The organism is Myxacorys chilensis, from assembly GCF_059505265.1.
This window is the reverse complement of sequence record NZ_JCACKG010000195.1, coordinates 60,130-83,673: the sequence shown is the minus strand read 5'-3', so window position 1 is coordinate 83,673 and position 23,544 is coordinate 60,130. Positions and strand designations below refer to the sequence as shown.

Below are 23,544 nucleotides of genomic sequence, written 5' to 3'. Positions count from 1 at the left end.
GTTTATTTCACTGCCTTGCTGATTGAACTTCGCTGAAATGTCAACACAACCTAGTTAATGCCTTGAAAAAGGGGCAGCCCTCGGCTGCCCCTTTTTGAGTTCAAATCCTACTCGCGATTAGCACATTAGCGTACGGCAGAGCGGTAGGCGCTTGGATCAACACCGTTGCGCCCATTCGTTGGATTTGCGCTAATCAACTGCTTGAGGCGCGTAATACGATCGCTCGTTGCTGGATGATTACTGAGAAACGAGGGCGATGATCTAGATCTTAAGAGCTTCTGCATGAACGCTACCACTTCAGATTGAGCATAACCCGCTCGACTGATCGTGCGTAACCCCCGCTGATCGGCGTCATACTCGTCGTTTCGGTTATTGGGAAGATTGACCGCAAGCTGAAGACCTAAATTGACAGCGGTGCTGCGATCGAGTCCTCCGGCGGACAACAATCCTCGTTGAACCGCCGACTTTCGCATCTGAGCGAGGAGATGGCGACCTGTGACATGTCCAATTTCATGCCCAATCACACTCGCTAACTGCGCTTCGTTATCTGCCGCCTCAATTAAGCCTCGATGCACATAGACAAAGCCACCCGTTGTAGCAAACGCATTGACGCTCTTGTCATCGACCACCTGAAACGTAAAGGGGAGATTGGAGCGATCGCTATAAGTCACAAGGCGTTGTCCAATGTTGTTGACGTACTGAGTTAAGTTGCGATCGTTAGAGATGCGAATGCCTTGGCTAGAAAGCTGAGCATTTATCTGACGCCCAAGATCTACCTCTTGGCTATCAGATAGGCGTGTTAGTTGAACGCCTTGAATAACTTGAATTCCGCCTCGAAGCAAGTCCGCCCATGAAATGGCTTGAGCGACAAGGGGTTGCCCGAAGGCAATCGTCAGAACGATAGTCAGCGAGAGAATAGGATAAAGCCATCGATGACGCAAGTGCTGCTTAAACATGATGAAGGTCTGCCACTCAAAAATAGTCAGTTGAGAAAATAGTCAAGCTAGAAAGAAGCGTTACTCCTCAGACGGTTTACAACCAAATTTAGTTGCAGATGACCGGAAGATTTTATGGAAAAAGGTAAGGAACCTGGGAGATGGCAATCTGTTCTACTCGACATGGTAATCTGTACTGTCACGATCCCGTGGTCTTGAATGTGGCAGACTAAATTCTTGCTACTCTAGATTCTTCCTACCAAAGTTGGAACGATATTTATGGCTATTCTCGATTCTCAAGGTCGGTTATTTGGTAAGTTCAGCATTCTAGACGTGGGTGCAGGACTGATTATTTTAATGGTGATTTTTGGGATCTTTTTCTTCCCTGGAAAATCGGGATCGTCGATCGCCAGCAACGCCGATCGGCTTCCGGTTGAAATCGATGTTCTAGTAAGAGGGTTGAGTGTTTCTGATCCAAAAAGTTTGATCAAGGAAGGCGCAAAGACTAGCGTGATTGTGCGGAAGCAGCCAACAGGCGACGCAACCTTGACCGCTATCAAGTACTTGCCTCGAAATATGGCGGTTACGCAGCCGGATGGATCGCTCAAGATTTTGCCTGATCCGCGTCCTGAAAGTGCGCTATCCAACGATATGATTCTTACCCTCAAAAACAATGCTCAAGTTGTGGGCGGAACCCCAATTTTTGGAGGTGAAAAGGTAAAAGTTGGAACGACACTAGAGCTAGATGGTCCGACCTACAATTTTGCCAGCAGTGTCATTGCCGTTCGGATTTTAGAAAAGGCTAAATCGTGATCGCGAGCAGCACAAGGTGTAGGCTCAGAAAAAGTGTAGGCTCAGAAAAAACAGGCTCAGAACATATCTTCAATGTCTTTTTTGATTCTGAAGTTCTACAGCGATCGCAATTAGAGCAGGTATTCTATTATCTGAATAGTGTCTTGTATTGTTTTGTCTTCAGGTAAGCACCGTGGCACAGGCTTCATCTCAGTGGCGGAATCTGGTCGGTCTGCTCCAAGCAGTTCCTCTGCCGGATGTAGGAACAACGCTCAGCAAGCAACCGTGGCGGCGATGGTCAGCTCCGGGAGGATGGCTGCTCGTCACTGGCGGCGCGACCGCGCTGCTGTTTTGGAATGGCAGGCTTGTCGTTGCTACGGGCGTTGGAGTCGGCATCATGATGCTTGTGTATCTGCTGCAAGACTCTAAATGGCAACCCTGGAAGGGACTGAAACCGCTTCTGAAAGGTTGGAATCAGTCATTTGCGATCGCGGCGGCAAGTGGCGGAGCCGCTATGTTTGGCACCTATTTAGCCGCGTCAGTTTGGCTAGAGGCAGAACACCACTGGATGGCCACAGCAATGATTCTTCAGGGCACAGCAACGATGGGAATGCTTGGTCTGCTGGTGTGGCAGATGGCTAGTCAAAAGCAGCGTTCTGCCGACGCTAGCTTTGCTCAAACGTTATCGGATTTGTCTCATGAGTCACCGCTTAAACGGCTGATTGCTGTACACCAGTTGACTCAACATATCGAGCATCAAGAAACTCGCGCCCAACGGCACCAAACGGCAGACTATCTGCGAGTGATGCTCAATCGCGAAGACGATGCGATCGTTCGGGATGCCATTTTAGAGGGCTTGCAGCGTTTACAAGAGAGTCGAGGCTTGCCGCCTAGTCAGAGGCAGTCGTTAGAAATGACGCCCATTCAGGTACGACCGGAACTGCGTCAATTGGGTGTGGTAGCTCGTCATCACGCTCCATAGTCGTCGCACCCTATAAGAAATAGAGAAAATTCCTTTAACCAAAAACAGGGGTGTCTATCTAGACACCCCTGTTTTTGCGCGTTCCTAATCTAAATCAGTAGAGTAGCCAAAACGAGATCTGACTTACTCTGCTCTCATGATGTCCTGATCTCAGAGATTGGCCGCTTATTTTGTTTGCACTTCTTGGACTTCAACTTCCTCCCGTGTGGGATAAGGTTGATCGGCAGCCAATTTCTCAGGCGTCGAGACTTTGGTCACTGACTCTTCGTTGAGATCTGTCCACTCGGTGTGGAAAACGCCGTCTTTGTCCGTGCGGAGGTACGTGTGTGCGCCAAAATAGTCGCGTTGGGCTTGCGTCAGGTTGAGCGGCAAGCGATCGCGGCGATAGCTATCGAAGTAATCTAGTGAAGCGCTGAAGGCCGGAACAGCGATCCCAGAGGTTGCCGCATGAGCAATGATTTGACGCCATGCCGATTGACGATCGAGGATAGATTGCTTAAATTCGGGCGCTAGCAATAGGTTCGGGAGATCAGGATTCTCGATAAAGGCACTTTGAATCTTACCCAAAAAGCCAGCCCGGATAATACAGCCGCCTTTCCAAATACGAGCACATTCGCTCAAGTTCAGCTCATAGCCATAGGTCTTGGATGCCTTGCTCAGCAGTGCCATTCCTTGGGCGTAGGAGCAGATTTTAGAGCAATAGAGAGCGTCTCGTACCATATTGATGAATTCTTTCTTATCGCCACTAAAGGCTGAGCTAGGAGCGCTCAACTGTTGCGCGGCATCCATGCGCTCTGTTTTGTAAGAGGACATAATGCGCGCATTGACAGCGGCAATAATGGTTGGAATGGGTACACCTTGTTCTAGCGCATCTGTCACCGTCCAACGTCCTGTGCCTTTTTGTCCAGCAGCGTCGAGGATCAGTTCAACAAGCGGCATTCCGGTATCGGGATCAATCTTCTTAAAAATGTCTGCCGTGATCTCGATCAGGTAGGAATTGAGCTCAGAGGTGTTATTCCACTCGGTAAACACATCGTGTAATTCGTTGTGATTGAGTCCTGCGACATTTTTCAGGAGATCGTAGGCTTCGGCGATCAGTTCCATATCGCCATACTCAATCCCGTTGTGCACCATTTTGACGTAGTGCCCTGCGCCGCCTGGCCCAATATAGGTGACGCAAGGACCATCTTCTACCTGCGCTGCAATCTTGGTCAGAATCGGCTCAAGATAGTCGTAAGCGGACTTCGTGCCTCCTGGCATGAGGCTAGGTCCGTTGAGTGCGCCTTCTTCACCGCCGCTCACTCCCATGCCGATAAAGGTGAATTTGGCAGCTTCAAGCTCATGGGCACGGCGAGCGGTGTCACTAAAGAGGGAGTTACCGCCGTCGATCATAATGTCGCCTTCATCGAGAAGCGGCTTGAGTTGTTCAATCACAGCATCGACAGGTGTACCCGCTTTGACCATGATGAGAATTTTGCGCGGGCGCTCCAACGAAGCAACGAACTCTTCGATTGTGTAGGCTGCTTTTACATTCTTGCCGCCTGCCCGGTTCTCCATGAATGCGTCAGTCTTTTCACGGGAACGATTATATACTGCAACTGGGAACCCGTTGCGCTCGACGTTAAGCGCTAGGTTTTCTCCCATTACGGCTAAACCAATTACGCCAAAGCTCTGTGTCATAAGATTCTCTGCTAACTCTGCGATCGCTGGTGATTCTATAAGAATCGCTCTGAGCGAGGGTTCTTCTCACGGTAGCTCGATCCCCTAGAAAATAACTTGGAAGATTAGATTAAGACTCTAGCTTTGGGGAGAAGGATGAGGAACGCCTGAAATCCAAAGAGCAAAATTGTCATTTAAAGCACAATCGTTTCAACTAAAGCACAATCATTTCAACTCTCTATGCACACGGCGGACAGACCAGCCTGAATTGCTAACATTTCAAACGGTTAGATTTTGATCTAGCTCAGTGCCTCTGACAAATAATCTGCTGTTGCCTCAACCAGCGCGATCGTATCTTCATACAGCATCCGGGTTGGACCTAGCACTCCCACACTGCCTACTGGAACCGACCCGCGATGATACGTCGAAGAAATCAGCGTACAGGCGCGAATTGGCTCTAACGGATTCTCAGCGCCAATCCGAATGGAAACTCGTCGGCTCGGCGTACCGGATTCAAGCTGATCAAAAATTAGCGGAACCAGTTGATGCTGTTCTGCTTCGAGCAGATGCAGCAGCGTTTTCACCTGCTCTAGTTCCGAAAATTCGGGTTGTCGTAGCACTTCCGACACGCCACTGATAAGCAGTTGCGTTGGCACAGACGAGTGCGCGAACTGTTGCGACAGATCTTTTAGCAGCGAGGTCAAAATGTTGCTGTACCGATCGAACTCTCGCCCCAACTCACTCCAATCGAGCAGTCTTAGTTCTGCTAACGATCGCCCGCGGAGTTGATCGTTTAGAAAATTAGACAGAATTTGCAGTTCTCGATCAATGAGGTCAGCCTCCCAATCGGAGCCGTCTGCGGCTTTTGGCAAGTCCAGTAGCACCGACTGCGTTTCATACGTGTTTGTCACCACAATTAGCATGGCTCGCCGCGAATCGACTTGGACAAGCTGCACGTGGCGTAACTGAGTTGAACTGGTAAGCGGCATCGTCATTAGCACAATGTAGCCGCTTAGGGTCGAGAGAATCTGGGCCGCGCCTTTGAGCAGTGCTTCAAAACTCCACTTCTCCCAATTGAGGCGATCGCTAAACAACTGCTCAATCTGAATTGTCACCTCTGTTGAAGGCTGAATCAACTGATCAACATAAATTCGATAGCCAGAATCGGACGGAACCCGGCCTGCCGAAACGTGCGGTTGGTAAAGCAATCCTGCTTTTTCCAAATTGCCCATCGCATTGCGAATCGTCGCTGAACTAACACTTAAGTTATATTCCTTCACTAATGCTTCCGAGCCAACGGGTTCTGCTGTTGCAATGTAGTGTCGTATGGTTGCCCAAAGAACTTGCTGCTGACGAGCCGTGAGATTAGCCTTTATGGTCATTTTCCAACACCAAGTATTTTTTCAACACACGGTAGGTTGAACACGTTAAATAAGATTTCGATGGTTAAGAAGCCAGCAATCATCAATGAATTGAATATAAGATAGCAGATTCTTAATTTTATCTTGAAATTTCTAGAGGAAGGGACATCAATACTTCGGCACGCTTGAATCAACTCTGTTTGAGTATTCTGCAATTCCTCCTGTAATATTTTTTACATTCGTAAAGCCCTGTAGAGTTAGCCATTGACACATCTGCGCAGATCGAATGCCGTGATGGCACAGCACTAGCGTTTCCTTCTCTGAATCTAACCGTGCATGAATATCTCCAGACCACTCCTCGTAGTCGCTCAAAGGAAGGTTCATAAATCCGTTGAGTTGAGCCGTTTTAACTTCCCACGGTTCTCGCACGTCTACAAGTTGCACAGAGTTGTCCGGCTCTGCTAACTTTTGTGCCAGTTCTGCAACGGAAATTTGGGGTAAGGGTTGATGGGAGGATTGTTGAGACATCGATCGTACCGGTAATGGATTTGCTTTCAAGGACAGCTTAGCTGATTGGCGCGAAGCGCAATTCCAAGAAAATGCTCTGCAAGCTTTAAAGGTTTACACCCTTACTATCGTAACCCCCGCGATCGCTAGAACAGGCATGAGAAGATTTGCAGATAGATGGCAGGAAAAGCAGCGTCCTGAAATAATGTTTCTGGATGGGTGATGAGTGGATTGGCGTCCACACCCTACATCCGATGCTCCAGACCCTCGTTCTCTTGAAACCATGAAGTTCCGTTCGTTCTTAACTGCTCTAGCCGCGATTGCAGGTGTCCTCTTTCTGGTCGGCACTCTCGGCTTTGTTCTCATTTTTGCCCAAAGCCCGATCAGTTTGTTGCGCGGTAGTCCGATCGAGAGTCCTACGGCAGCCATGTTTATTCCTCGCCAGGCTCCCGTAGTGGCGTCGCTGCTCGTCAATCCAGATCGCTTAGAAACACTGCGTCAAACCATTGCTAAACCGGGCGATCGCAGGGAGGCACGAGCGGAGTTAGACCAGTTCAAACAAGGCATTTTGGGAAGCACAGACTTAGACTACAGGCGAGATGTGCAGCCTTGGCTCGGCAATGAAGTCACCGCTGCCATTACTGCCTTGGATGTCGATCGCGATGGCGGTAACGGAGAAGAACGCGGATATTTGCTGGCACTCATGACCAAAGATCCGCAGCGATCGCGGGAGTTTCTACAACTGTTTTGGCAAAAACGCGCCCTTGCTGGAACAGACTTAAAGTTTGAAGCTTATCAGGGCACAACGATTATTAGCGGCAAAGTAGAAGGAATTACCAGCAAGTTAGAGGGCGACGAAACACTAAGCTCGGCTCCCAATCCTCTTGCTACAGCGGTTGTTGGAAATCACTATGTCTTATTTGCCAACAGCCCAAAAGTGCTAAAAGATTCTATTAATAATGTGCAAGCGGCTGAACTAAATTTAGCAAGTTCGGTCGAGTATCAACGGGCAATTGCAACCCTAAGAGAAGGCAGGATTGGACTCGTTTTTCTAAACTTGCCCCAGCTCCAAACCCTGACTGGAAAAGACGTTTCTCAAGAGGGGAGCCTGGCTATTTCGTTAGGATTGAATCGTCAAGGACTAATTGCCGAAACCGCTCTGCTTGAGGTATCTGAGACTGCTCAGCTCACTGTGTCTCAACCCACTGCGCCTCAACCCAAGCTGTCTAAACCTGTTGGAGCTTTGCAATATATCCCTGCAACTAGTCCAATTTCGGCCTCTGGCGTTGATCTAGACCAGTTCTGGACAGGGCTTTCTAACACCGCGAAGAACTACGATTTTGTCGCTCAACTGGTCAACCAACCGATCGAGTCCTTAGAGAAGCAGTGGAATCTTGATCTAAAGAACGACATCTTTAGCTGGGTAAAAGGAGAGTACGCGCTAGGACTCGTGCCTCAACCCGGCAAAAATCAACCCTTAGATTGGGTATTTGTGGCAGATAAGTCAGATCCTTCAGCACAAGCCGCAATTTCTCATCTCGATGCTGTGGCGCAGGCGCAAGGCATCACTCCGGGTGCGCTTCCACTGGACGATCAAACCGTCAATGTCTGGACTCGCCTGGCAACCGGAACGCCTTCCAAAGGACTTTCTGTAGAGGCACAGGTTGCTGGAGTCCACACGTCGGTCGACAAGTACGAGATTTTTGCAACGTCTCTCGACGCGATGAATGCTGTTCTGAATGCTAAGAAGAATGGATTAGCCAGCAACCCAAGATTTGACCGCGCGATCGCGCCCATTCAAACACCCAACAACGGCTATTTCTACATCGATTGGGACACTGCCCAGCCCGTTCTAAAACGGCAGTTTCCGTTCATTCAGCTAGTCGAATTAGCCGGACAGCCATTGTTTAATCACTTGCGATCACTGACGATCAGCAACTACGGCAGCGAATCCGGTGTTCAGCGCGGCGGTGCGTTCTTCCAGTTAGATTAAGAAAGTTAGATGTAATAAGTGGTTAGCAAGGGATTTAGTAGCGGATGATAAACCATTCCCTACTAAATCCCTTGCTTGCTACAACCCTACTGTTCCAGCTTTTTCAGCGAAATCATAGCGGACTGCGCTACGTTCGTATTGTTATCCTTCTCCAGATACTTCAACGCCGAAATGCTTTTCTCAGTTGGCAATTGTCCTAACGCTTCGGCTAACCGCTGGCGCACGAGCCAATCTTCAGATTGGGCAAACCGAAGAATTTGATCGACTGCATCCACGGCTTTAATTTCGCCTAGTGCCGCGATCGCAGCCTGCTGCACTACAATTTCTTCGCTGTCTAACGCTTGCACCAGCACATCTCTCGCCTGTGGATCTTTCAAGTTGCCCAGTGCCACTGCCGCACTAAAGCGCACCAACCAATCTGTATCTTCGTAAAAGGCTCTTACCAAGGGCTGAAATGCTCTGCCATCTTCGAGATAGCCCAATGCGCCTGCCGCATCTGCGCGGATTCCATAATCTTTTTCGTTGATCAAAAGATCAACCAAGATGTCGTAGCACTCATCGGTTTGTTTGATTCCTAGGGCAAACACCGCCATCGAGCGAATTTGTAAACTCTCATCGTTAAGAACTTTTTTGATTAGCGGCACAGCATCTTCGGCGGTTGCTTCCCGCAGGCTCGCAAGGGCAACCATGCGATCGCGGGTACTCTCGCTATCTAACTGCGACGAAATCTGCTCTAAATTAACGCTCATAGTTTTCACAAATCTTTATATCGGTCCCCCTATCGTACAGAATTGAGAATGACAATACGACCCTCCCAACGCGCAATTACCGACCCTTGACCGTCTCTATCAAAGGAAGTACGTTGCTTAAAAATCCTCTTCGTCTGCGTCTAAATGATGGCGCTTATTCGCTCAGAATCTAGCGCGATAGTTCCTTGTAGCGTCGCTGCATATCTTCAATCGTAAATACCGCTTGAAACTTTAATCCTTGCTGCTGATAGAATTCTGCGCCGCCTTGTTGCCGATCGACAAGCGAAATCACTTGATCTACCTGATAGCCCGCCTCGTGTAATCGCTCAACCGCTTTCATCGCTGATTGACCCGTCGTCACCACATCTTCTAAGACAACCACTCGACTTCCTTCCGGCAATGTCGGGCCCTCGATGTATGCCTGAGTGCCATGTCCTTTCGCTTCTTTGCGGACAATCAGTGCTGTGAGCGATCGCGCCTCATATGCCGCCACAACACTCGTGGCAGTGACGATCGGATCGGCTCCGAGCGTTAGCCCAGCAACCGCGATCGCATCTTCTGGTACAAGCGTTAATAAAATCCGTCCAACGCCCAAAGCCCCTTGAGGATGTAGCGTCACTTGCTTACCATTAATGTAATAGGTGCTGCGCTGACCCGACGAAAGCAGAAAGTCTCCTTCTCGGTAAGCCACCTCGCAAAACAAATCTAATAGCTTTTCTCGAAGCTCGGCTAAGGGTGCGTGTGCCCAATCAAACAAAGTTACACCAGCATTACTCATATTTATTCTTGGTAGGGCAAACTAAACCTACTACATATCGAGCATTTTAATTGAGGATAACCCTATGGGTATGAGGATCAAGAGTCTGATTGGCTCGCTAGTTCTAAGCACAGCGTCTACTTTCATCGCGATCGCGGCAACAGCCCAAGAGCAACGCGCACCCGTATTCAACCCGCGTGAAGTCATTCCTGACGCGGTTGATAAAGCCTTTTATGGCAGCGAGGACACCTTTCCTAACCGAAATTTTGCGCGAGCGGCTGAATCTTTGATCGGAGTGACGGGATATCCAGAAAACCTGATTGCCCGCGATGGGGAGCGAGTTCATCGCCTCTACCGCGATCTCCTCACCCAACAAACGTCAAGTGATCCCCTGATTCGTACTGCCGATTTGCCAAATCCCTACAACACTTCTGTTTTACTGCAACCCAACGCCAGCAACCGTGTCATTGGCAGTGAGTTCATCATCGAACAGCCCCCTCAAGCACAGTTCCCACCCCCAATGCCGATGGAGTCGCCCACACTACCCCAGAGATACTAGTAGTTTGTCAAATTAAGACAAATATAAGCGTGATGGGTTTGGACAGGAATGAGCGATGAAAAACCTTAAAACGTTGCTTCATCGCTCATTCCTATCTTGAGGCAGCGCTAGGAGCAAAGATGGGGCGTAGTAAAGATATAGATTTAGTCCAGGGTGCAGGAGTTGAACCCGCCTAACGCGAATTATGAGTTCGCTGCCTAAACCGATCGGCCAACCCTGGTCACATGTTTCTGTTACACGCGATTCAGCAATATTGTAACTTGAGTTCCTGATTTGATCGCCGATGTGGTGAACTTCGGATATACTGCTACAAATTTTGACCATCGGCTGTCTCAACTTGTGTTAAAACCTACACTGAAGTTGAGACCTACAATTGCTGATGGAGCTAGCTCTCTCTTAAGTCCCCCATCCCGATCGCGCATCATGAAAAGAATTAATTCGACCGTTGCCCTCACATTTGTTTTGTTAACTCTGATGTTTGGTGCAGGTATTGTAAGTTCTGCCTGGGGATTTGCGATCGGGCGAGAAGCACTCAAAGGAATCACGCAGCCCGATTCTCGCCCCACTAACAAAGTCAATCGCAAAAACCCGAATGGGCGCGAACAGTTAACCTTTCTCAAAGAAGACGATATTCTGGCAACGGTGAAATCGCGCATTGGGGGCACAAGTAAACCCCCGGCAAGTCCAAGTCCGAGCAGCAGTCCGCAGAGTAAGACTGGAACCTCAAATAATCAAGCTGCCGCCAACTTTCCTCTATTAGCGCGCGATAAAGATGTGGCGTTAGAAATTACTGGCGTCCAACAGCAGAAGGATTCTGTCACATTAGATGTCGCCATGAAGAACGATAGTAATCAGGCTATAAAGTTTCTCTACAGCACATTAAACGTGACAGACGAGCGCGGTCGCACCATTACAGTCGATACAACAGGACTGCCGAGCGAGATGCCTGCCAAGAGCGATCGCTACACTGGTACAGTGAATATCTCGGCTGCCCTACTCGCCAACGCTCAAAAACTGTCACTTCAGCTGACAGACTATCCGGATCAAAAGCTTCAACTCAAGCTGTCAGAGATTCCGGTGCGCTAAGAGCAGGAACACCCGATCTTGTGCCCCCTTCTTGACTGAGTCTTCAGTTTCAGCATGATTGCCTCCGTTGCCGTTCTCTTAGCAGCGCCCCTTCAGCATCTCAACCTTGGAGAAGCGCTGCTGCGAATTTTGTCTGTGCTGCTATTGATTGCAATTAACGCCTTTTTTGTAACTGCTGAGTTTTCGATCGTCTCAGTGCGGCGATCGCGGATCAATCAATTAGTCGATGCGGGAGATGTGCAGGCAAGAACGGTTCAGGACTTGCAGCGGAGTATCGATCGGTTGCTGTCTACGACTCAATTGGGTATTACGCTCTCTAGTCTGGCACTCGGCTGGATCGGCGAAACCACGATGGCGGTACTTGTCAGCAGTTGGATTGCCGACCTGCCACTTTCAGCCGCCTTTGTGCAGCCTGCGGCGCATTCGTTGGCAGTTCCGGTTGCCTTTCTTGTGATTGCTTATCTTCAGATTGTGCTAGGAGAACTGTGCCCCAAGTCGCTGGCGCTTCTGTACTCTGAAGAGATCGCTCGATTCTTAGGACCGCTCAGTTTAGCGATCGCCCGCATTTTCAATCCGTTTATCTGGATTCTCAATCAGTCTACTCGGCTGCTCCTCAGACTTTTGGGTGTGCAGTACACCGGACAAGGCTGGTACAACCAAGTCACGCCGGAAGAATTGCAGTTGATTATCGCCACCTCGACCGAATCGAGTGGACTCGAAGAAGAAGAGCGAGAACTGCTCAGCAACGTGTTCGAGTTTGCGGATGTGGCGGTGACAGAAGTGATGGTGCAGCGTCCCAATATGACGACGCTTCCCGTCGATGCCACCGTTCGCAACCTCCTCGAAGAAGTTGCCCATTCAGGTCATTCTCGCTTTCCCGTGATCGAGGAATCTGTGGATGATATTTGCGGTTTAATCCACTTTAAGGAACTGGCAGAACCACTCGTACAGGGGACGTTGACTCTCGAAAGCCCAATCCATCCCTGGATTCACCCAGCGCAATTTGTGCCAGAGTACACGCCTTTGGGAGAGTTGCTGTCATTGATGCAGCGATCGCGGCATCACATGGTGCTGGTGGTTGATGAGTTTGGCTCCACGGCAGGTTTAGTCACCATTCAAGATCTCATTACTCAGATCATTGGAGAAACGCCAGAAGCGCAGGAAGGCGAAGAGTTACCAATCCAGCGAATTGATGAAAATACCTTTTTGGTACAGGCTCAAGTCCACTTAGAAGAAGTGAACGAAGATCTTGATCTCGATTTCCCATTAACTGATGAGTACCAAACGCTAGGCGGCTTTCTACTCTACCAATGGCAGAAGATTCCAACCCACGGTGAGACGCTCCAGTACGGTAATTATGAGTTCACCGTGATTTCAGCTGAAGGACCGAGACTGCATCAAATCCGAATTCGGCGGCTTGAAACGCCCGCCGAATTATTAAATGGAGGCAAGCCGCCTCTACATTAGCTTGGTATCCCTTGCAAAGCAGCCTTACCCTGGGTTAACCCGCATGAGCGGCTGCCCAAATTCTACAGGGTCGCCGTTTTGAACTAGAATTTCCACGACTTCGCCCGACACTTCTGATTCGAGTTCATTCATCAGCTTCATTGCTTCGACGATGCACACCGTTTGACCCAAGCGGATGCGATCGCCCACTTGCACAAACGGCGGCTCATCGGGTCCTGGCGAACGATAGAACGTGCCCACCATTGGAGAAGTCACTTCTGCCAAGCGTCGCTCGTGAGGCGGCGGCGCAAAGGGGGGAGGCTCCAGCAGTTTTGGCGCATCTGGAGGCGGCGGTGTCATGGAAGAAGCCGGGTTGAGATTGACCGGTGAAGGCACAGTTCCGTTCAGATCCTGTGTGGTGCTGATCGCGTCGCGAGCAACCCCCCGACGCACCGTTAATTCAAAATCGCTGCTCTTTAGAGTCAACTCCGAAATATCTGTTTGATTGAGGTCAGCCAATAATTCACGGAGTTCTTTCAAATCCAGTGGCACAGTCTCTATACTCCTCACGATATATCAGGGGTGATAACGTTATCTACCCTCCGCCGTTTATCCTCTAGCTATTTTCTCGTCCCAGATACGTGTCGCTGCGGGTGTCAACTTTAATCTTCTCACCTACCGAGATAAAAAGTGGAACCATGACCTGTGCGCCCGTTTCTACGATCGCGGGTTTTGTTCCGCCCGTTGCCGTATCGCCTTTTACGCCCGGATCGGCTTGTGTCACTTCGAGCACGACCGAGTTTGGAAGTTCAACTTCCATCACCTGTTCGCCCCATTTGACAACGTTGACCTCCATGCCTTCTTTGAGATATTTGACGCGATCGCCAATCTGCGATGCATTCAGCCGACCTTCTTCATAGCTTTCCATATCCATGAAGACGTAATCATCACCTTCCTTGTAGGTGTGCTGCATCGTACTCTTCTCTAAATTGGCTTGAGGCACAGTTTCCCCAGCCCGAAACGTTCGTTCAACAACGCTGCCCGACTGCACGTTCTTCAGCTTCGTGCGGACAAACGCCGATCCCTTACCTGGTTTTACGTGTAAAAATTCGACGACCCGCCAAACCGCTCCATCTAATTCAATGCTGACGCCGGGTCGAAAATCGTTACTAGAGATCATGAGTCTGTAATTGTGGGGGAGGACATTCGGCACTTTATTTTACCGCTCTGGGGCGCTTTTAAGAAGGGATGAGGGATGAGGGATGAAAGGAAGAGTAAGGAAGCAAGCGATCGTAAACAATCTTTCTATCTTGTCCAACCCCATCCCTCATCCCTCATCCTTCATCCCTCATCTCTATCCTCTCTTCCCCCTTACATGGCACAATCGAAGCGGGGTTGTTACGCACCGTTTAAGAGCAATGTTATGTGGAATACTGCAAGCCTTTGGAACTTGGGTTTAGCGCTCCGAAGGAGCTTGACGAAGCCAATCGGTCAGCGATGGTTTGGAAGTCTCAAGCCGCGTGTGTTGGCATTAGGGCTGGCTTGGAGTGTGATCAGTTTGACAGTGCTCGGGGAAACGCTTCCCGTGCAAGCCTTGCCGCAAGGAAACGCGATTAAAGATCCCAAAGCGCTATTGCGAAATGCCTTACCCATCGACAACTCTGAAGTGCGTAAGCTGCAAACTAGTCTTGAAGATATTTCGCTCCAGCTGCGGGCAAATCGTCGCTGGGGCGCAGTAACCTCAGATATCAAAACCGCTTCACGGGTGTTGAATGACCGGCCAACAAAAGTTTTAGCCAGCATTCCAGACGGTCAAAAGGCGGAAGCTGAACAGATTATTGAGCAGCTAAAAGCCAGCGTTACCGAGCTTCAAACGGCAACGGACGGGAAAGACAAAGAGAAAATCTTGATCACTCGGAGCCAGATGCTCGATCGCATTAGCGACCTTGAAGCCATGATGGTAAAAGACTTTCCGTTTGAAGTTCCCCAGGAGTACAGCAATCTTCCTCAACTTAAGGGGCGCGCTACGGTTGCTGCCAAAACGTCCGAAGGAGAGATGACGATCGTACTCGATGGTTTTAGTGCTCCGGTCACCGCCGGAAACTTTGTCGATCTAGTCAAACGAGGATTCTACGATGGCTTAGAGTTCACTCGTGCAGAAGATTCGTATGTCCTACAAATTGGTGACCCACCTGGGCCTGAGATTGGATTTGTTGATCCGAAGACGAAGAAATATCGCGCCGTTCCGATGGAAATTCTTGTCAAAGGAGAGAAGGAACCCGTCTATGGAACAACATTGGAAGACGCGGGACGCTATCTCGATCAGCCCGTTCTGCCATTTTCGGCTTACGGTGCGTTAGCGCTAGCGGCTCCTGCCGATAACCCAAATGGAGGTTCGTCTCAGTTCTTCTTCTTTCTATTCGAGCCTGAACTCACTCCAGCAGGCGCAAATTTACTAGACGGACGGTATTCGATCTTTGGCTTTGTGACGGAAGGCGCAGAGGTTCTGGGGCAGTTGAAAGCGGGAGACAAAATTGATTCAATGAAAGTGGTAGATGGACTAGAGAACTTGGTAGAGCCGAACGTAGCTTAACCAGTATTGAACCGAGCTGGTTTTATGGAGACGTGATCGAGTCGCGTCTCTTCTTTTTTGAGGAAACACGATGGAACTGCAAGTTCAAGATATTGGCGAGCAAGGACTTCTGAAGCGAGTGCAGGCATTTTGTTCGAGTGCAATCATCGGTGATGATGCTGCCGTTCTCCCCATCGAGCCTGGCAAATCTCTCGTGGTCACGTCTGATGTGTTAGTCGATGGCGTGCATTTTAGCGACATCACAACTCCTCCAGCATCCGCAGGCTGGCGAGCCGCCGCCGCCAATTTGTCTGATCTTGCTGCAATGGGCGCTTCGCCATTGGGGATCACTGTAGGATTAGGACTTCCAGGTGAAGTTTTGGTGTCTTGGGTCGAACGACTTTATCAGGGAATGACAGGCTGTTTGCGACGGTATGGGACGGAGATCGTAGGTGGCGATATTTGCCGTTCTCCGGTCATCACCGTTTCTATCACTGCCTTTGGACAGGTTGATCCTACTCGTGTAATTCGCCGATCGACGGCACAACCTGGGGACGCGATCGTCGTCACGGGCTATCACGGTTCGTCGCGGGCAGGACTAGAACTTTTGCTAAATCCTGATGTTAAGCCAGAATTAGAGGGTCGCGACTCATTGATCCAGGCTCATCAATATCCACATTCTCGTTTAGATGTCTTGCCCCCGTTCCCCTGCGCTGGAATGGATTCAAGTGATGGTCTTGCGGATGCGGTTTTGCAGATTTGCCGAGCAAGTAGGGTTGGTGCAAGGCTCGATCGTCAGAGGATTCCAATTCATCCAGCTTTGAGAAACTGGGTGTCTCCTGAGCAGGCGATGCAGTGGGCGCTGTATGGCGGAGAAGATTTTGAATTAGTATTGTGTTTGCCGGAAGACCTGGCTCAGGAGTTGGTTGAACGTCTGAGAGAAGGAAGTGCGATCGTAGGTACCATCACCTCTGCTCAAACCATTCAATTGATCGACCCAGCCGGAACTCACCCTGATGAAAGTTTAACGCTTAACAGAGGATTTCAACATTTTCAGGGTTCGTGAAGCAAAACGGCGCGAATCCTCTAGACCTGCGGAAACGGTTCACGCCCAATACAGCTTATGAATCACAATATCTCGTCCGTCGAAGACTGGGGGCAGGGGACAGACTTCATTCCTGACCAATCAGTAAAGGTATTCTCGTTCTTATAGTGTCGAGGCGTCTGCAACATTAACCGCCAAGCTTCTCCAGCATCTACCAAATTAAACCGATCAAGATATCGCGCCTTCAACAATTCTTGGACGGCTGGATAATAATCTGAGTTTATGCCAGGGAAAATGTGGTGTTCTGTATGGTATGAAAAGTTGAAATGTAGCAGATCAAATAGTTTAGGAACCCGAACCGAAATGCTATTAATCAACGGATCATTAATCTTCGTCATGCGACACAGCATGTGGTTGGTGTAGATATAAAACATGATGCCGCTGTAGCCAATCCAGATAGGTAAAAAGTAGCTCAGTAAGAGTTTTACAGGATGCAACCCCAAGTAGCTTAGAATGCTCAAGTGAATTCCCAAGATGATGAAGAATTCAAGCGCGATCGCTCGACGCTCCTTTGTACTCACCTTGAATGAAGCAACCGGATATTCGCTCTGCCCATGATTAAACAGCAGCACTGATGTCAGATTCCGAAATGTATGCACTCCCCAGGCTTGGCTCATTCCGACCATTAACCAGAGGGGATTAACCTCTGCTGATGGAACAAAGAGATTTTGAATCCATTTGCCCCAATTTTCCGGTTGCTCATGCAGATAGTTGCGGTCGGGGTCGTGCAACGAATTCGTTTTGCTGTGATGCTCTCGATTATGAACCGCTTTCCAAAATGTGGGTGGAGTCCATAACATGGCTAGTCCGAGTAGACTAACAAGCCGCCTCAGAGATGGATTTCTAATCGTTCGGCTGTGTAATAGATCATGTGTGCCAAATAACAGAACAATGACACTATTTCCCATGACTAAAGTTAGAGGGAGATAAAGCCACAAGAAATACCCGTTCCATTGAGGCAGTTGATCGGCAATGCTCCAACCCAGAACTAAAATGGCGATGTTAATCAACAGAATCCAGACCTTGTTAGGGTTAGAAAGAAAGGCTTCTGGCGGTAGTGAGGGGCGTAATTGTTTGGCGTATTCTGATTGACTAATCAAACGTTCTTCATGCATGACGTTCATAAATTCTCGAACAATGTTCTAAACCTGTGGACGAACGCTTAGACAGCGCGCCCAAATTTGTAGCGATTCATAGACAAATCAATCACCGCGTCATGCAGCCAGATAGACTTGGAAAAGCTAAATAATTTCGCGAGCAAGCCGCTTGACCTGGGTACAACGCATCAAGTGTTTGCTCTCAATCGTTTGAGTACTTGTTTCACAACAGTACGTTTAGTCTAGCTAGATTCTCTTCCAATGCTGAAGTCGCTCCTGCGATCTGGGCCTCAGCACAAGAACATAGATTGAGGATATCTACAATTTCTGCTTGGGAAGTCGCGGTAAAACTAGCTTGGAAAAGTTAGCTTCCTTAGAAATTCGTGCAAGGTTCAGGGATTGGGTCTGAATACGTCGTGGCGCAATCTCTGAACCTTGATAAGTTGCAAAGTGGTAAAAAAGGAGTAGCGATCTTCAACAATAAACCCTCAACTCCAAGATTTAAGTTGAGGGCATTTGAGATCTAATGGCCTAGTGGGAAAAAACCTACTTAACCCAGTTCTGAGCCACAACTTCAGCGAGGTCAACTACACGTTGGCTATAGCCCCACTCGTTGTCATACCAAGCCACAACCTTCACCATATCGCCGCCCATCACCATTGTTAGGGCTGAGTCTACGATCGAAGACTCGTCTGTACCCGCGTGGTCGCTCGATACCAAGGGCAGATCGCAATACTTCAAAATGCCTTTCATCGAACCCTCGGCAGCATCTTTCAGAGCTTGATTAACTTGTTCAGCGATCGTGCTCTTCTCGACGTTGACTACTAGATCCACAACAGACACGTTGGGGGTCGGAACGCGCAGAGCAATTCCGTTGAGCTTACCGCTCAATGCAGGCAACACCAAGGCAACGGCTTTGGCTGCACCTGTAGAAGTCGGAACAATGTTCACAGCCGCCGCCCGCGCACGGCGCAAATCTCGGTGGCTAGCATCGAGAATGCGCTGGTCGCCCGTGTAGCTGTGTGTCGTGGTCATCGTGCCTTTGATGATGCCAAAATTCTCGTGCAGCACCTTGGCAACCGGGGCAAGGCAGTTTGTGGTACAGCTTGCATTACTAATGATGTTGTGCTTGTTGTGGTCGTAATCGTGATGATTGACGCCAACCACAAACGTCCCATCTTCATTCTTGCCAGGAGCTGTGATCAATACCTTCTTTGCACCCGCATTCAGGTGCTTTGTCGCGCCCTCTTTGCTGATGAACACACCCGTCGACTCAATGATTAGATCGATATCCCATTCGCCCCAAGGCAAATTTTCTGGGTTGCGATCGGACGTGCATTTGATTTTTTTACCGTTGACCGTGAGGGTATTCTCATCGGCTTCAATGTCTCCGGTAAATTTGCCCAACATCGAGTCGTACCTCAGCAAGTGAGCATTGGTTCTAGGGTCAGATGTGTCGTTGATCGCGACAACCTCTAACTGACTGTTCTCCCGACCCGCCCAGCATCGCATGAAATTGCGTCCAATGCGTCCAAAGCCGTTGATCGCTACTCTAATCACTGCGTCTTGCCCTCTGAATATAAATACCTATTGATGGATTACATCATACCTTAAAAAGCACTGCAACTTTTGTCCCTTAACCGTCATGGAACGGGAAAATTATTGAAGGTTTCGATGGCACCATTTTGTGAATTGAGGTCTAGCGAAGGCATTGGGAATAACCCTTTGCGGTTGAATACAGCGTTAGCAGTTGGGGTACGGTGATTCGGATGGAATTTGTACTTCGCTACGAACACACTCGTACTACATTTGGAGCTGAGGCCTGTTCACTGAAAGAACTCTAATGAAATGATTTTGCGCTCTCATTGCTCGCCCAATTAAATGAGGAAGAGGAAACGAGGAAAAGGAAAAGATACTGTTCAGCGAACTCAGGTTACTGCTCTCATGCCTTATTGGTCGCAAGATGGACATCTTCTGCCCAGCTTTGAAGCCGATCGACAAAATAACTGCAAGGTGATGGCTAGCTTCTACGATCGCCTCTATTAAATCTCAACCTAAAGAATTGTTTTCACCCTGAAATTGTTATGGCAAAATTTGTAGCAACATTGACGATTTGAATCGGATAAATAGTGAATTCGATTTGCTTGCGGTTTCGCTTAGATCGTGTCATTTAATAGGAGGTTAGTTTTGGAAGACAACTCAGACTTACTGTAAAAACAAAAAGTTTGGGCAATCCATCACAACTCCTAACCTGCTTCTTATTTACAATGTGCGGCTACCGATTTTGTCGATTATTGAAAGCCACTAGTTGAGTGGGCAACTTTAGTTAAAGATCATAGATTTCTTTCGGGAATCGACGACTTCCGCCCTGTATCTAACAAATTAGGGTGAGCATTTATGGTTAATTGATGAGTAAGGCAAGGAAACATTCAGCTTTTACGGTGCAGTTTTGACTGACATTTTTTGAATCACAAATAAAGGAATCGAAATTTTGATCTAGCTATACCGTCAAAAAGCAATCCTTGATATGATATCGCGTGTCATTGGTGTGGTGTGTAAGGAGCAAAAATGCTGACTTCCGTTGACTTCAGCGGCAGACCATTTCATTTCATCGGCATTGGTGGAATTGGAATGTCAGCCCTTGCTTATGTTCTGCTCGAACGTAAGCTGCCAGTTTCTGGTTCGGATCTGCGTCTCAGTCATATTACAGAGCGACTAAAAACGTTAGGCGCTCACATTTTTTTAAGTCAGGATGCTTCAAATCTTGAGCATTTTTCTCAAGTCCGCGCTGAAGCTGAGGTGATGGCGATCGCGTCTTCTGTCGCTACGGTTACACCGATTGCCAATCGCCGCTTGACTGGTTCCTCTATGGTTTTGCCGCAAGTCATTTGTTCGACTGCCATCAATGAATCTAATGCTGAATATCAAGCCGCATTAGAGCTAGGATGTCCGATCTTTCATCGATCTGACTTACTCGCTGCGCTGATCAAGGACTATCGAAGCATTGCGATCGCAGGCACTCACGGCAAGACGACAACGAGCAGTTTGATTAGCTATTTGTTGCTCGAAGCGGATCTCGATCCGACGGTAATCGTCGGCGGCGAGGTCAAAGCGTGGCAAGGCAACGCTCGGTTTGGACAGGGTGACTATTTAGTAGCAGAAGCCGATGAGTCCGACGGGTCACTAGTGAAGTTTGAGCCGTATGTTGGCATTATTACTAACGCCGAACTCGATCATCCCGATCACTACAGCAGTCTAGATGAAGTAGTCGAAATCTTCCAAACGTTTGCAAGCCGCTGCAAAGTGACAATTGGCTGCATCGATTGTGAAACTGTGCGCGATCGCATTACTCCAAACATCTCCTACAGCCTCAATCCAGACTCTGGCGCAGACTACACCGTTGATCAGATCCGCTATCAGGGAGATGGTACAACTGCACGAGTGTTAGAACATGGGCAGGTTTTAGGACAACTCAATATTCAATTGCTGGGTCATCACAATTTGAGCAATGCGATCGCGGCGGTTGCGGTGGGTCGATTACTAGGGCTTGAATTTCCGGTGATTGCTCGTGCTTTAGCCTCCTTTGAGGGCGCACGGCGTCGCTTTGAGCATCGTGGAGCCGCAAACAACATTCTGTTTATCGATGATTACGCTCACCACCCCAGTGAAATTCGGGCGACCTTGAGTTCCGCTCGCTTACAGGCGGCAGAATCTTCGCCAAAGCGCCGGGTTGTGGCAGTCTTTCAACCGCACCGCTATAGCCGCACCGCAACCTTTTTAACAGAGTTTGCCGAATCCTTCCGGGATGCTGATGTAGTTGTCCTGAGTGATATTTATAGTGCAGGTGAACCTGATTCTGGGCAGATTAACGGTCAGCAAGTTGCTGATTTATTCGCCACACGCCATTCGAGGGTACACTACCAACCGACGCTACCTGCCATTAGCAATTTTCTAGCAGCAACGCTGGCTCCTGGTGATCTGGTCATCTTTTTGGGGGCCGGAAATCTGAACCAACTCATCCCGGACGCGATCTCAACTCAGCAAGTGGCTGAGAAAGCAGCTTCTTAATTTTGTCTGCGCTGTGAATGCTTAAGCTTCCTCAGCGAGACTCGCCTCGGTCTCGGGTTGGAGCCTTCAAAAAAATAACGAAACCCATATGACTCTCTCTAGTGATCCTCGGACTGTTCCCGCTTCTGTGAAGCTCGGCTTTTCTGGCACAGGACTTTACGCCCGCCCCACCGCCCGATTAGCACCGATCGCGGCTCCGGAGGAACCGCACAAAAAGCTGGCCATGATCCCCCTCCCTGGTACTGACTTGATGATCAAAGCGAATGTTCCAATGGCATCGCTAACGTCATTTCGAGTGGGCGGCCCGGCAGAATGGTATATTGCGCCGAGGCGGCTCGACGAGCTACACGCGAGTTTAGATTGGGCGCGATCGCAAGGGCTGCCAGTGACGATGCTGGGAGCCGGATCGAATTTGCTTGTAAGCGATCGCGGCATTTCAGGACTCGTGATTTCAACTCGGTTTTTGCGCTATGCCGAATTCGACGAAGCGAGCGGACGGGTGACGGTTGGGGCAGGGGAACCGTTGCCGAGATTAGCGTGGAGACTTGCCGATCGCGGCTGGCAAGGGTTTGAATGGGCAGTTGGCATTCCCGGTACGGTGGGCGGTGCTGTGGTGATGAACGCAGGCGCACACGGAGACTGTGTAGCAGATATTTTGGTAGACACTCAGGTCGTCCTTCCAAACGGCTCAACCAAAATTCTGACTCCAGATGATCTGAAATATCAGTATCGAACTTCTGCCCTCCAAGGCAGCCAGAAGCTCGTCACTCAAGCCACTTTTCAACTACAGCCGAGCGCTAATCCAACGGAGCTAGTCGCTCTCACAGACGCCCACAAGCAACAGCGACAGCGTACACAACCCTACGACTTCCCCAGCTGTGGGAGCGTGTTCCGAAATCCTGACTCTCATAAAGCGGGCTGGCTGATCGAGCAGGTGGGACTAAAGGGGCATCAAATTGGGGGCGCTCAAGTCGCTCAGCGCCACGCTAATTTCATTTTGAACTGCGGTGGTGCTACGGCGACAGACATCTTTCAACTGATTCACCACGTTCAATCTCGGGTTCAGCAAGAATGGTCGTTGTGGCTAGAGCCAGAAGTCAAGATGCTAGGTGAATTCCAGATAAGTTAGGTATGGTGAGTGATTTGAGAGTGAGAGGTATGCTGCCTCTAGAGGTTTCCTTTAACGCAAATAGGTGGAATCGTTAGAAGCAGACTGGTGCTTGGTGTAAGGCCTACGATCGCGTCTTGACGAGATGGACTCTACTTACTGTATCGGTTATCTTCACCCAATAAAGTTACAAATTACGAACCGCACTTTAAGCTTGTGGCTCGAATTCGGCTAATGTCTCGAACTGATGTCATGATTCAGCGAGCCGATGTCATAATGTAGCTGTTTGACTTTACACAGGAAGTTATGTCACAAGGACAGGGATTCGGCTTCGGGCTTGGCAAGATGAAAGAGTTTGCTGACGCCATCAAGAAAGCGCAACAAGTTCAAGAAGGGGCAAAGAAACTTCAGGAAGAACTAGAGGCGATGGAGATCGAAGGTGAAGCAGGCGGCGGCATCGTCAAGGTGGTGATGAGCGGCAACCAAGAACCTTTGCGTGTCGTTCTGACGCCAGAAGCGTTGCAAGAAGAGGCGGATGTGTTGTCTGACTTGGTGTTGGCAGCGATGAAAGATTCTTATACAAAATCTACCGCCACCATGCGCGAGAAGATGGAAGACCTCACGGGTGGTTTGAATCTTCCAGGAATGATGGGCTAAACGTTGTTGGACGTAGGTTCTAGAACGCAGGTTCTACAAGGTCCTACAACGGTTTTCATAAAGCAAAATAAGATTGAACCGGGCGATATGATGGACTGATTGCCCGGTTCA

21 protein-coding genes and 1 tRNA gene are annotated in these 23,544 nt (G+C 49.2%); 11 read left to right on the top strand and 11 right to left on the bottom strand.

All coding sequences use genetic code 11. From position 1 onward, the window contains the following. Nucleotides 1-125: 125 nt before the first annotated feature. Nucleotides 126-956 carry a M48 family metallopeptidase gene (locus AC5JLB_RS18275; RefSeq protein WP_495875253.1) on the bottom strand — a complete coding sequence of 277 codons (831 nt, stop codon included), beginning with the start codon at nucleotides 954-956 and terminating at the stop codon, nucleotides 126-128. Nucleotides 957-1,214: 258 nt separating this feature from the next. Here AC5JLB_RS18275 and AC5JLB_RS18270 point away from each other — a divergent pair, with 258 nt between their 5' ends. Both AC5JLB_RS18270 and AC5JLB_RS18265 read left to right on the top strand, forming a co-directional pair. Continuing rightward, entirely contained in the window at nucleotides 1,215-1,748 is a 534-nt protein-coding gene (locus tag AC5JLB_RS18270) for a DUF4330 domain-containing protein (protein WP_495875252.1), read from the top strand. A 172-nt stretch (nucleotides 1,749-1,920) separates the two neighbouring features. Further along, the gene (locus tag AC5JLB_RS18265) at nucleotides 1,921-2,709 is read left to right on the top strand and encodes a hypothetical protein (protein WP_495875251.1); all 789 of its coding nucleotides are present in this window, start codon (nucleotides 1,921-1,923) and stop codon (nucleotides 2,707-2,709) included. 165 nt (nucleotides 2,710-2,874) lie between these two features. On the opposite strand, the gene gnd is transcribed toward AC5JLB_RS18265, so the two are convergent. From gnd to AC5JLB_RS18250, 3 genes are all read right to left on the bottom strand, one after another. After that, nucleotides 2,875-4,389 carry a decarboxylating NADP(+)-dependent phosphogluconate dehydrogenase gene (gene gnd / locus AC5JLB_RS18260; protein WP_495875250.1) on the bottom strand — a complete coding sequence of 505 codons (1,515 nt, stop codon included), beginning with the start codon at nucleotides 4,387-4,389 and terminating at the stop codon, nucleotides 2,875-2,877. A gap of 278 nt (nucleotides 4,390-4,667) precedes the next feature. Next, entirely contained in the window at nucleotides 4,668-5,750 is a 1,083-nt protein-coding gene (hrcA, locus tag AC5JLB_RS18255) for a heat-inducible transcriptional repressor HrcA (RefSeq protein ID WP_495875249.1), read from the bottom strand. A gap of 147 nt (nucleotides 5,751-5,897) precedes the next feature. Then, nucleotides 5,898-6,257, bottom strand: coding sequence for a rhodanese-like domain-containing protein (locus AC5JLB_RS18250; protein WP_495875248.1), 360 nt, complete (start codon nucleotides 6,255-6,257; stop codon nucleotides 5,898-5,900). A 262-nt stretch (nucleotides 6,258-6,519) separates the two neighbouring features. On the opposite strand from AC5JLB_RS18250, the gene AC5JLB_RS18245 reads away from it, so the two are divergent. Continuing rightward, nucleotides 6,520-8,229, top strand: a complete 1,710-nt coding sequence (locus AC5JLB_RS18245) for a DUF3352 domain-containing protein (protein WP_495875247.1) — start codon at nucleotides 6,520-6,522, stop codon at nucleotides 8,227-8,229. 86 nt (nucleotides 8,230-8,315) lie between these two features. Here the strand turns inward: AC5JLB_RS18245 and AC5JLB_RS18240 are convergent, their stop codons facing one another. Next, nucleotides 8,316-8,978, bottom strand: a complete 663-nt coding sequence (locus AC5JLB_RS18240; RefSeq protein ID WP_495875246.1) for a HEAT repeat domain-containing protein — start codon at nucleotides 8,976-8,978, stop codon at nucleotides 8,316-8,318. Between the two features lie 169 nt (nucleotides 8,979-9,147). After that, entirely contained in the window at nucleotides 9,148-9,756 is a 609-nt protein-coding gene (gene pyrE, locus AC5JLB_RS18235; protein ID WP_495875245.1) for an orotate phosphoribosyltransferase, read from the bottom strand. 64 nt (nucleotides 9,757-9,820) lie between these two features. Here pyrE and AC5JLB_RS18230 point away from each other — a divergent pair, with 64 nt between their 5' ends. Next, nucleotides 9,821-10,294 carry a hypothetical protein gene (locus AC5JLB_RS18230; RefSeq protein ID WP_495875244.1) on the top strand — a complete coding sequence of 158 codons (474 nt, stop codon included), beginning with the start codon at nucleotides 9,821-9,823 and terminating at the stop codon, nucleotides 10,292-10,294. 147 nt (nucleotides 10,295-10,441) lie between these two features. On the opposite strand, the gene AC5JLB_RS18225 is transcribed toward AC5JLB_RS18230, so the two are convergent. Further along, nucleotides 10,442-10,514: transfer RNA gene (locus AC5JLB_RS18225), tRNA-Ile, on the bottom strand. A 203-nt stretch (nucleotides 10,515-10,717) separates the two neighbouring features. On the opposite strand from AC5JLB_RS18225, the gene AC5JLB_RS18220 reads away from it, so the two are divergent. Both AC5JLB_RS18220 and AC5JLB_RS18215 read left to right on the top strand, forming a co-directional pair. Continuing rightward, the gene (locus tag AC5JLB_RS18220) at nucleotides 10,718-11,380 is read left to right on the top strand and encodes a hypothetical protein (protein WP_495875243.1); all 663 of its coding nucleotides are present in this window, start codon (nucleotides 10,718-10,720) and stop codon (nucleotides 11,378-11,380) included. A 54-nt stretch (nucleotides 11,381-11,434) separates the two neighbouring features. Further along, on the top strand, nucleotides 11,435-12,847 hold the full coding sequence (locus AC5JLB_RS18215) for a hemolysin family protein (RefSeq protein WP_495875242.1): 1,413 nt from the start codon (nucleotides 11,435-11,437) through the stop codon (nucleotides 12,845-12,847). A gap of 24 nt (nucleotides 12,848-12,871) precedes the next feature. Here AC5JLB_RS18215 and accB read toward each other — a convergent pair whose 3' ends face one another. Beyond that, a complete protein-coding gene (gene accB, locus AC5JLB_RS18210; protein WP_495875241.1) occupies nucleotides 12,872-13,378 on the bottom strand; it encodes an acetyl-CoA carboxylase biotin carboxyl carrier protein in 507 nt (168 codons plus the stop codon). Between the two features lie 64 nt (nucleotides 13,379-13,442). Next, nucleotides 13,443-14,006 carry an elongation factor P gene (gene efp, locus AC5JLB_RS18205; RefSeq protein ID WP_495694682.1) on the bottom strand — a complete coding sequence of 188 codons (564 nt, stop codon included), beginning with the start codon at nucleotides 14,004-14,006 and terminating at the stop codon, nucleotides 13,443-13,445. Between the two features lie 243 nt (nucleotides 14,007-14,249). Here efp and AC5JLB_RS18200 point away from each other — a divergent pair, with 243 nt between their 5' ends. Together AC5JLB_RS18200 and thiL are read left to right on the top strand one after the other, a co-directional pair. Continuing rightward, nucleotides 14,250-15,419 (top strand): peptidylprolyl isomerase, encoded by a 1,170-nt coding sequence (locus AC5JLB_RS18200; RefSeq protein ID WP_495875240.1) that lies wholly within the window; start codon nucleotides 14,250-14,252, stop codon nucleotides 15,417-15,419. A 70-nt stretch (nucleotides 15,420-15,489) separates the two neighbouring features. Then, a complete protein-coding gene (gene thiL, locus AC5JLB_RS18195; protein ID WP_495875239.1) occupies nucleotides 15,490-16,464 on the top strand; it encodes a thiamine-phosphate kinase in 975 nt (324 codons plus the stop codon). Between the two features lie 62 nt (nucleotides 16,465-16,526). Here thiL and AC5JLB_RS18190 read toward each other — a convergent pair whose 3' ends face one another. Beyond that, on the bottom strand, nucleotides 16,527-17,627 hold the full coding sequence (locus tag AC5JLB_RS18190) for a fatty acid desaturase family protein (protein WP_495875238.1): 1,101 nt from the start codon (nucleotides 17,625-17,627) through the stop codon (nucleotides 16,527-16,529). 519 nt (nucleotides 17,628-18,146) lie between these two features. After that, complete coding sequence (locus AC5JLB_RS18185) at nucleotides 18,147-19,160, bottom strand: type I glyceraldehyde-3-phosphate dehydrogenase (protein ID WP_495875237.1); 1,014 nt, start codon at nucleotides 19,158-19,160, stop codon at nucleotides 18,147-18,149. 1,008 nt (nucleotides 19,161-20,168) lie between these two features. Between AC5JLB_RS18185 and murC the strand changes: the two genes are divergently transcribed. The 3 genes from murC (at nucleotide 20,169) to AC5JLB_RS18170 (ending at nucleotide 23,433) form a co-directional block, all read left to right on the top strand. Next, nucleotides 20,169-21,668 carry a UDP-N-acetylmuramate--L-alanine ligase gene (gene murC, locus AC5JLB_RS18180; RefSeq protein ID WP_495875236.1) on the top strand — a complete coding sequence of 500 codons (1,500 nt, stop codon included), beginning with the start codon at nucleotides 20,169-20,171 and terminating at the stop codon, nucleotides 21,666-21,668. A gap of 88 nt (nucleotides 21,669-21,756) precedes the next feature. After that, a complete protein-coding gene (gene murB / locus AC5JLB_RS18175) occupies nucleotides 21,757-22,797 on the top strand; it encodes a UDP-N-acetylmuramate dehydrogenase (protein ID WP_495875235.1) in 1,041 nt (346 codons plus the stop codon). 285 nt (nucleotides 22,798-23,082) lie between these two features. Continuing rightward, nucleotides 23,083-23,433: a YbaB/EbfC family nucleoid-associated protein gene (locus tag AC5JLB_RS18170; RefSeq protein ID WP_495694689.1), complete on the top strand. Its 351-nt coding sequence runs from the start codon at nucleotides 23,083-23,085 to the stop codon at nucleotides 23,431-23,433. Nucleotides 23,434-23,544: the final 111 nt, after the last annotated feature.

Excerpts from the sequence above, each read along its gene's own strand:
- AC5JLB_RS18275 (WP_495875253.1), bottom strand. The coding sequence starts at position 956 with ATGTTTAAGCAGCACTTGCGTCATCGATGGCTTTATCCTATTCTCTCG.
- AC5JLB_RS18270 (WP_495875252.1), top strand. The coding sequence starts at position 1,215 with ATGGCTATTCTCGATTCTCAAGGTCGGTTATTTGGTAAGTTCAGCATT.
- gnd (WP_495875250.1), bottom strand. The coding sequence starts at position 4,389 with ATGACACAGAGCTTTGGCGTAATTGGTTTAGCCGTAATGGGAGAAAAC.
- hrcA (WP_495875249.1), bottom strand. The coding sequence starts at position 5,750 with ATGACCATAAAGGCTAATCTCACGGCTCGTCAGCAGCAAGTTCTTTGG.
- AC5JLB_RS18250 (WP_495875248.1), bottom strand. The coding sequence starts at position 6,257 with ATGTCTCAACAATCCTCCCATCAACCCTTACCCCAAATTTCCGTTGCA.
- AC5JLB_RS18245 (WP_495875247.1), top strand. The coding sequence starts at position 6,520 with ATGAAGTTCCGTTCGTTCTTAACTGCTCTAGCCGCGATTGCAGGTGTC.
- AC5JLB_RS18240 (WP_495875246.1), bottom strand. The coding sequence starts at position 8,978 with ATGAGCGTTAATTTAGAGCAGATTTCGTCGCAGTTAGATAGCGAGAGT.
- pyrE (WP_495875245.1), bottom strand. The coding sequence starts at position 9,756 with ATGAGTAATGCTGGTGTAACTTTGTTTGATTGGGCACACGCACCCTTA.
- AC5JLB_RS18230 (WP_495875244.1), top strand. The coding sequence starts at position 9,821 with ATGGGTATGAGGATCAAGAGTCTGATTGGCTCGCTAGTTCTAAGCACA.
- AC5JLB_RS18220 (WP_495875243.1), top strand. The coding sequence starts at position 10,718 with ATGAAAAGAATTAATTCGACCGTTGCCCTCACATTTGTTTTGTTAACT.
- AC5JLB_RS18215 (WP_495875242.1), top strand. The coding sequence starts at position 11,435 with ATGATTGCCTCCGTTGCCGTTCTCTTAGCAGCGCCCCTTCAGCATCTC.
- efp (WP_495694682.1), bottom strand. The coding sequence starts at position 14,006 with ATGATCTCTAGTAACGATTTTCGACCCGGCGTCAGCATTGAATTAGAT.
- AC5JLB_RS18200 (WP_495875240.1), top strand. The coding sequence starts at position 14,250 with ATGTGGAATACTGCAAGCCTTTGGAACTTGGGTTTAGCGCTCCGAAGG.
- thiL (WP_495875239.1), top strand. The coding sequence starts at position 15,490 with ATGGAACTGCAAGTTCAAGATATTGGCGAGCAAGGACTTCTGAAGCGA.
- AC5JLB_RS18190 (WP_495875238.1), bottom strand. The coding sequence starts at position 17,627 with ATGAACGTCATGCATGAAGAACGTTTGATTAGTCAATCAGAATACGCC.
- murC (WP_495875236.1), top strand. The coding sequence starts at position 20,169 with ATGCTGACTTCCGTTGACTTCAGCGGCAGACCATTTCATTTCATCGGC.
- murB (WP_495875235.1), top strand. The coding sequence starts at position 21,757 with ATGACTCTCTCTAGTGATCCTCGGACTGTTCCCGCTTCTGTGAAGCTC.
- AC5JLB_RS18170 (WP_495694689.1), top strand. The coding sequence starts at position 23,083 with ATGTCACAAGGACAGGGATTCGGCTTCGGGCTTGGCAAGATGAAAGAG.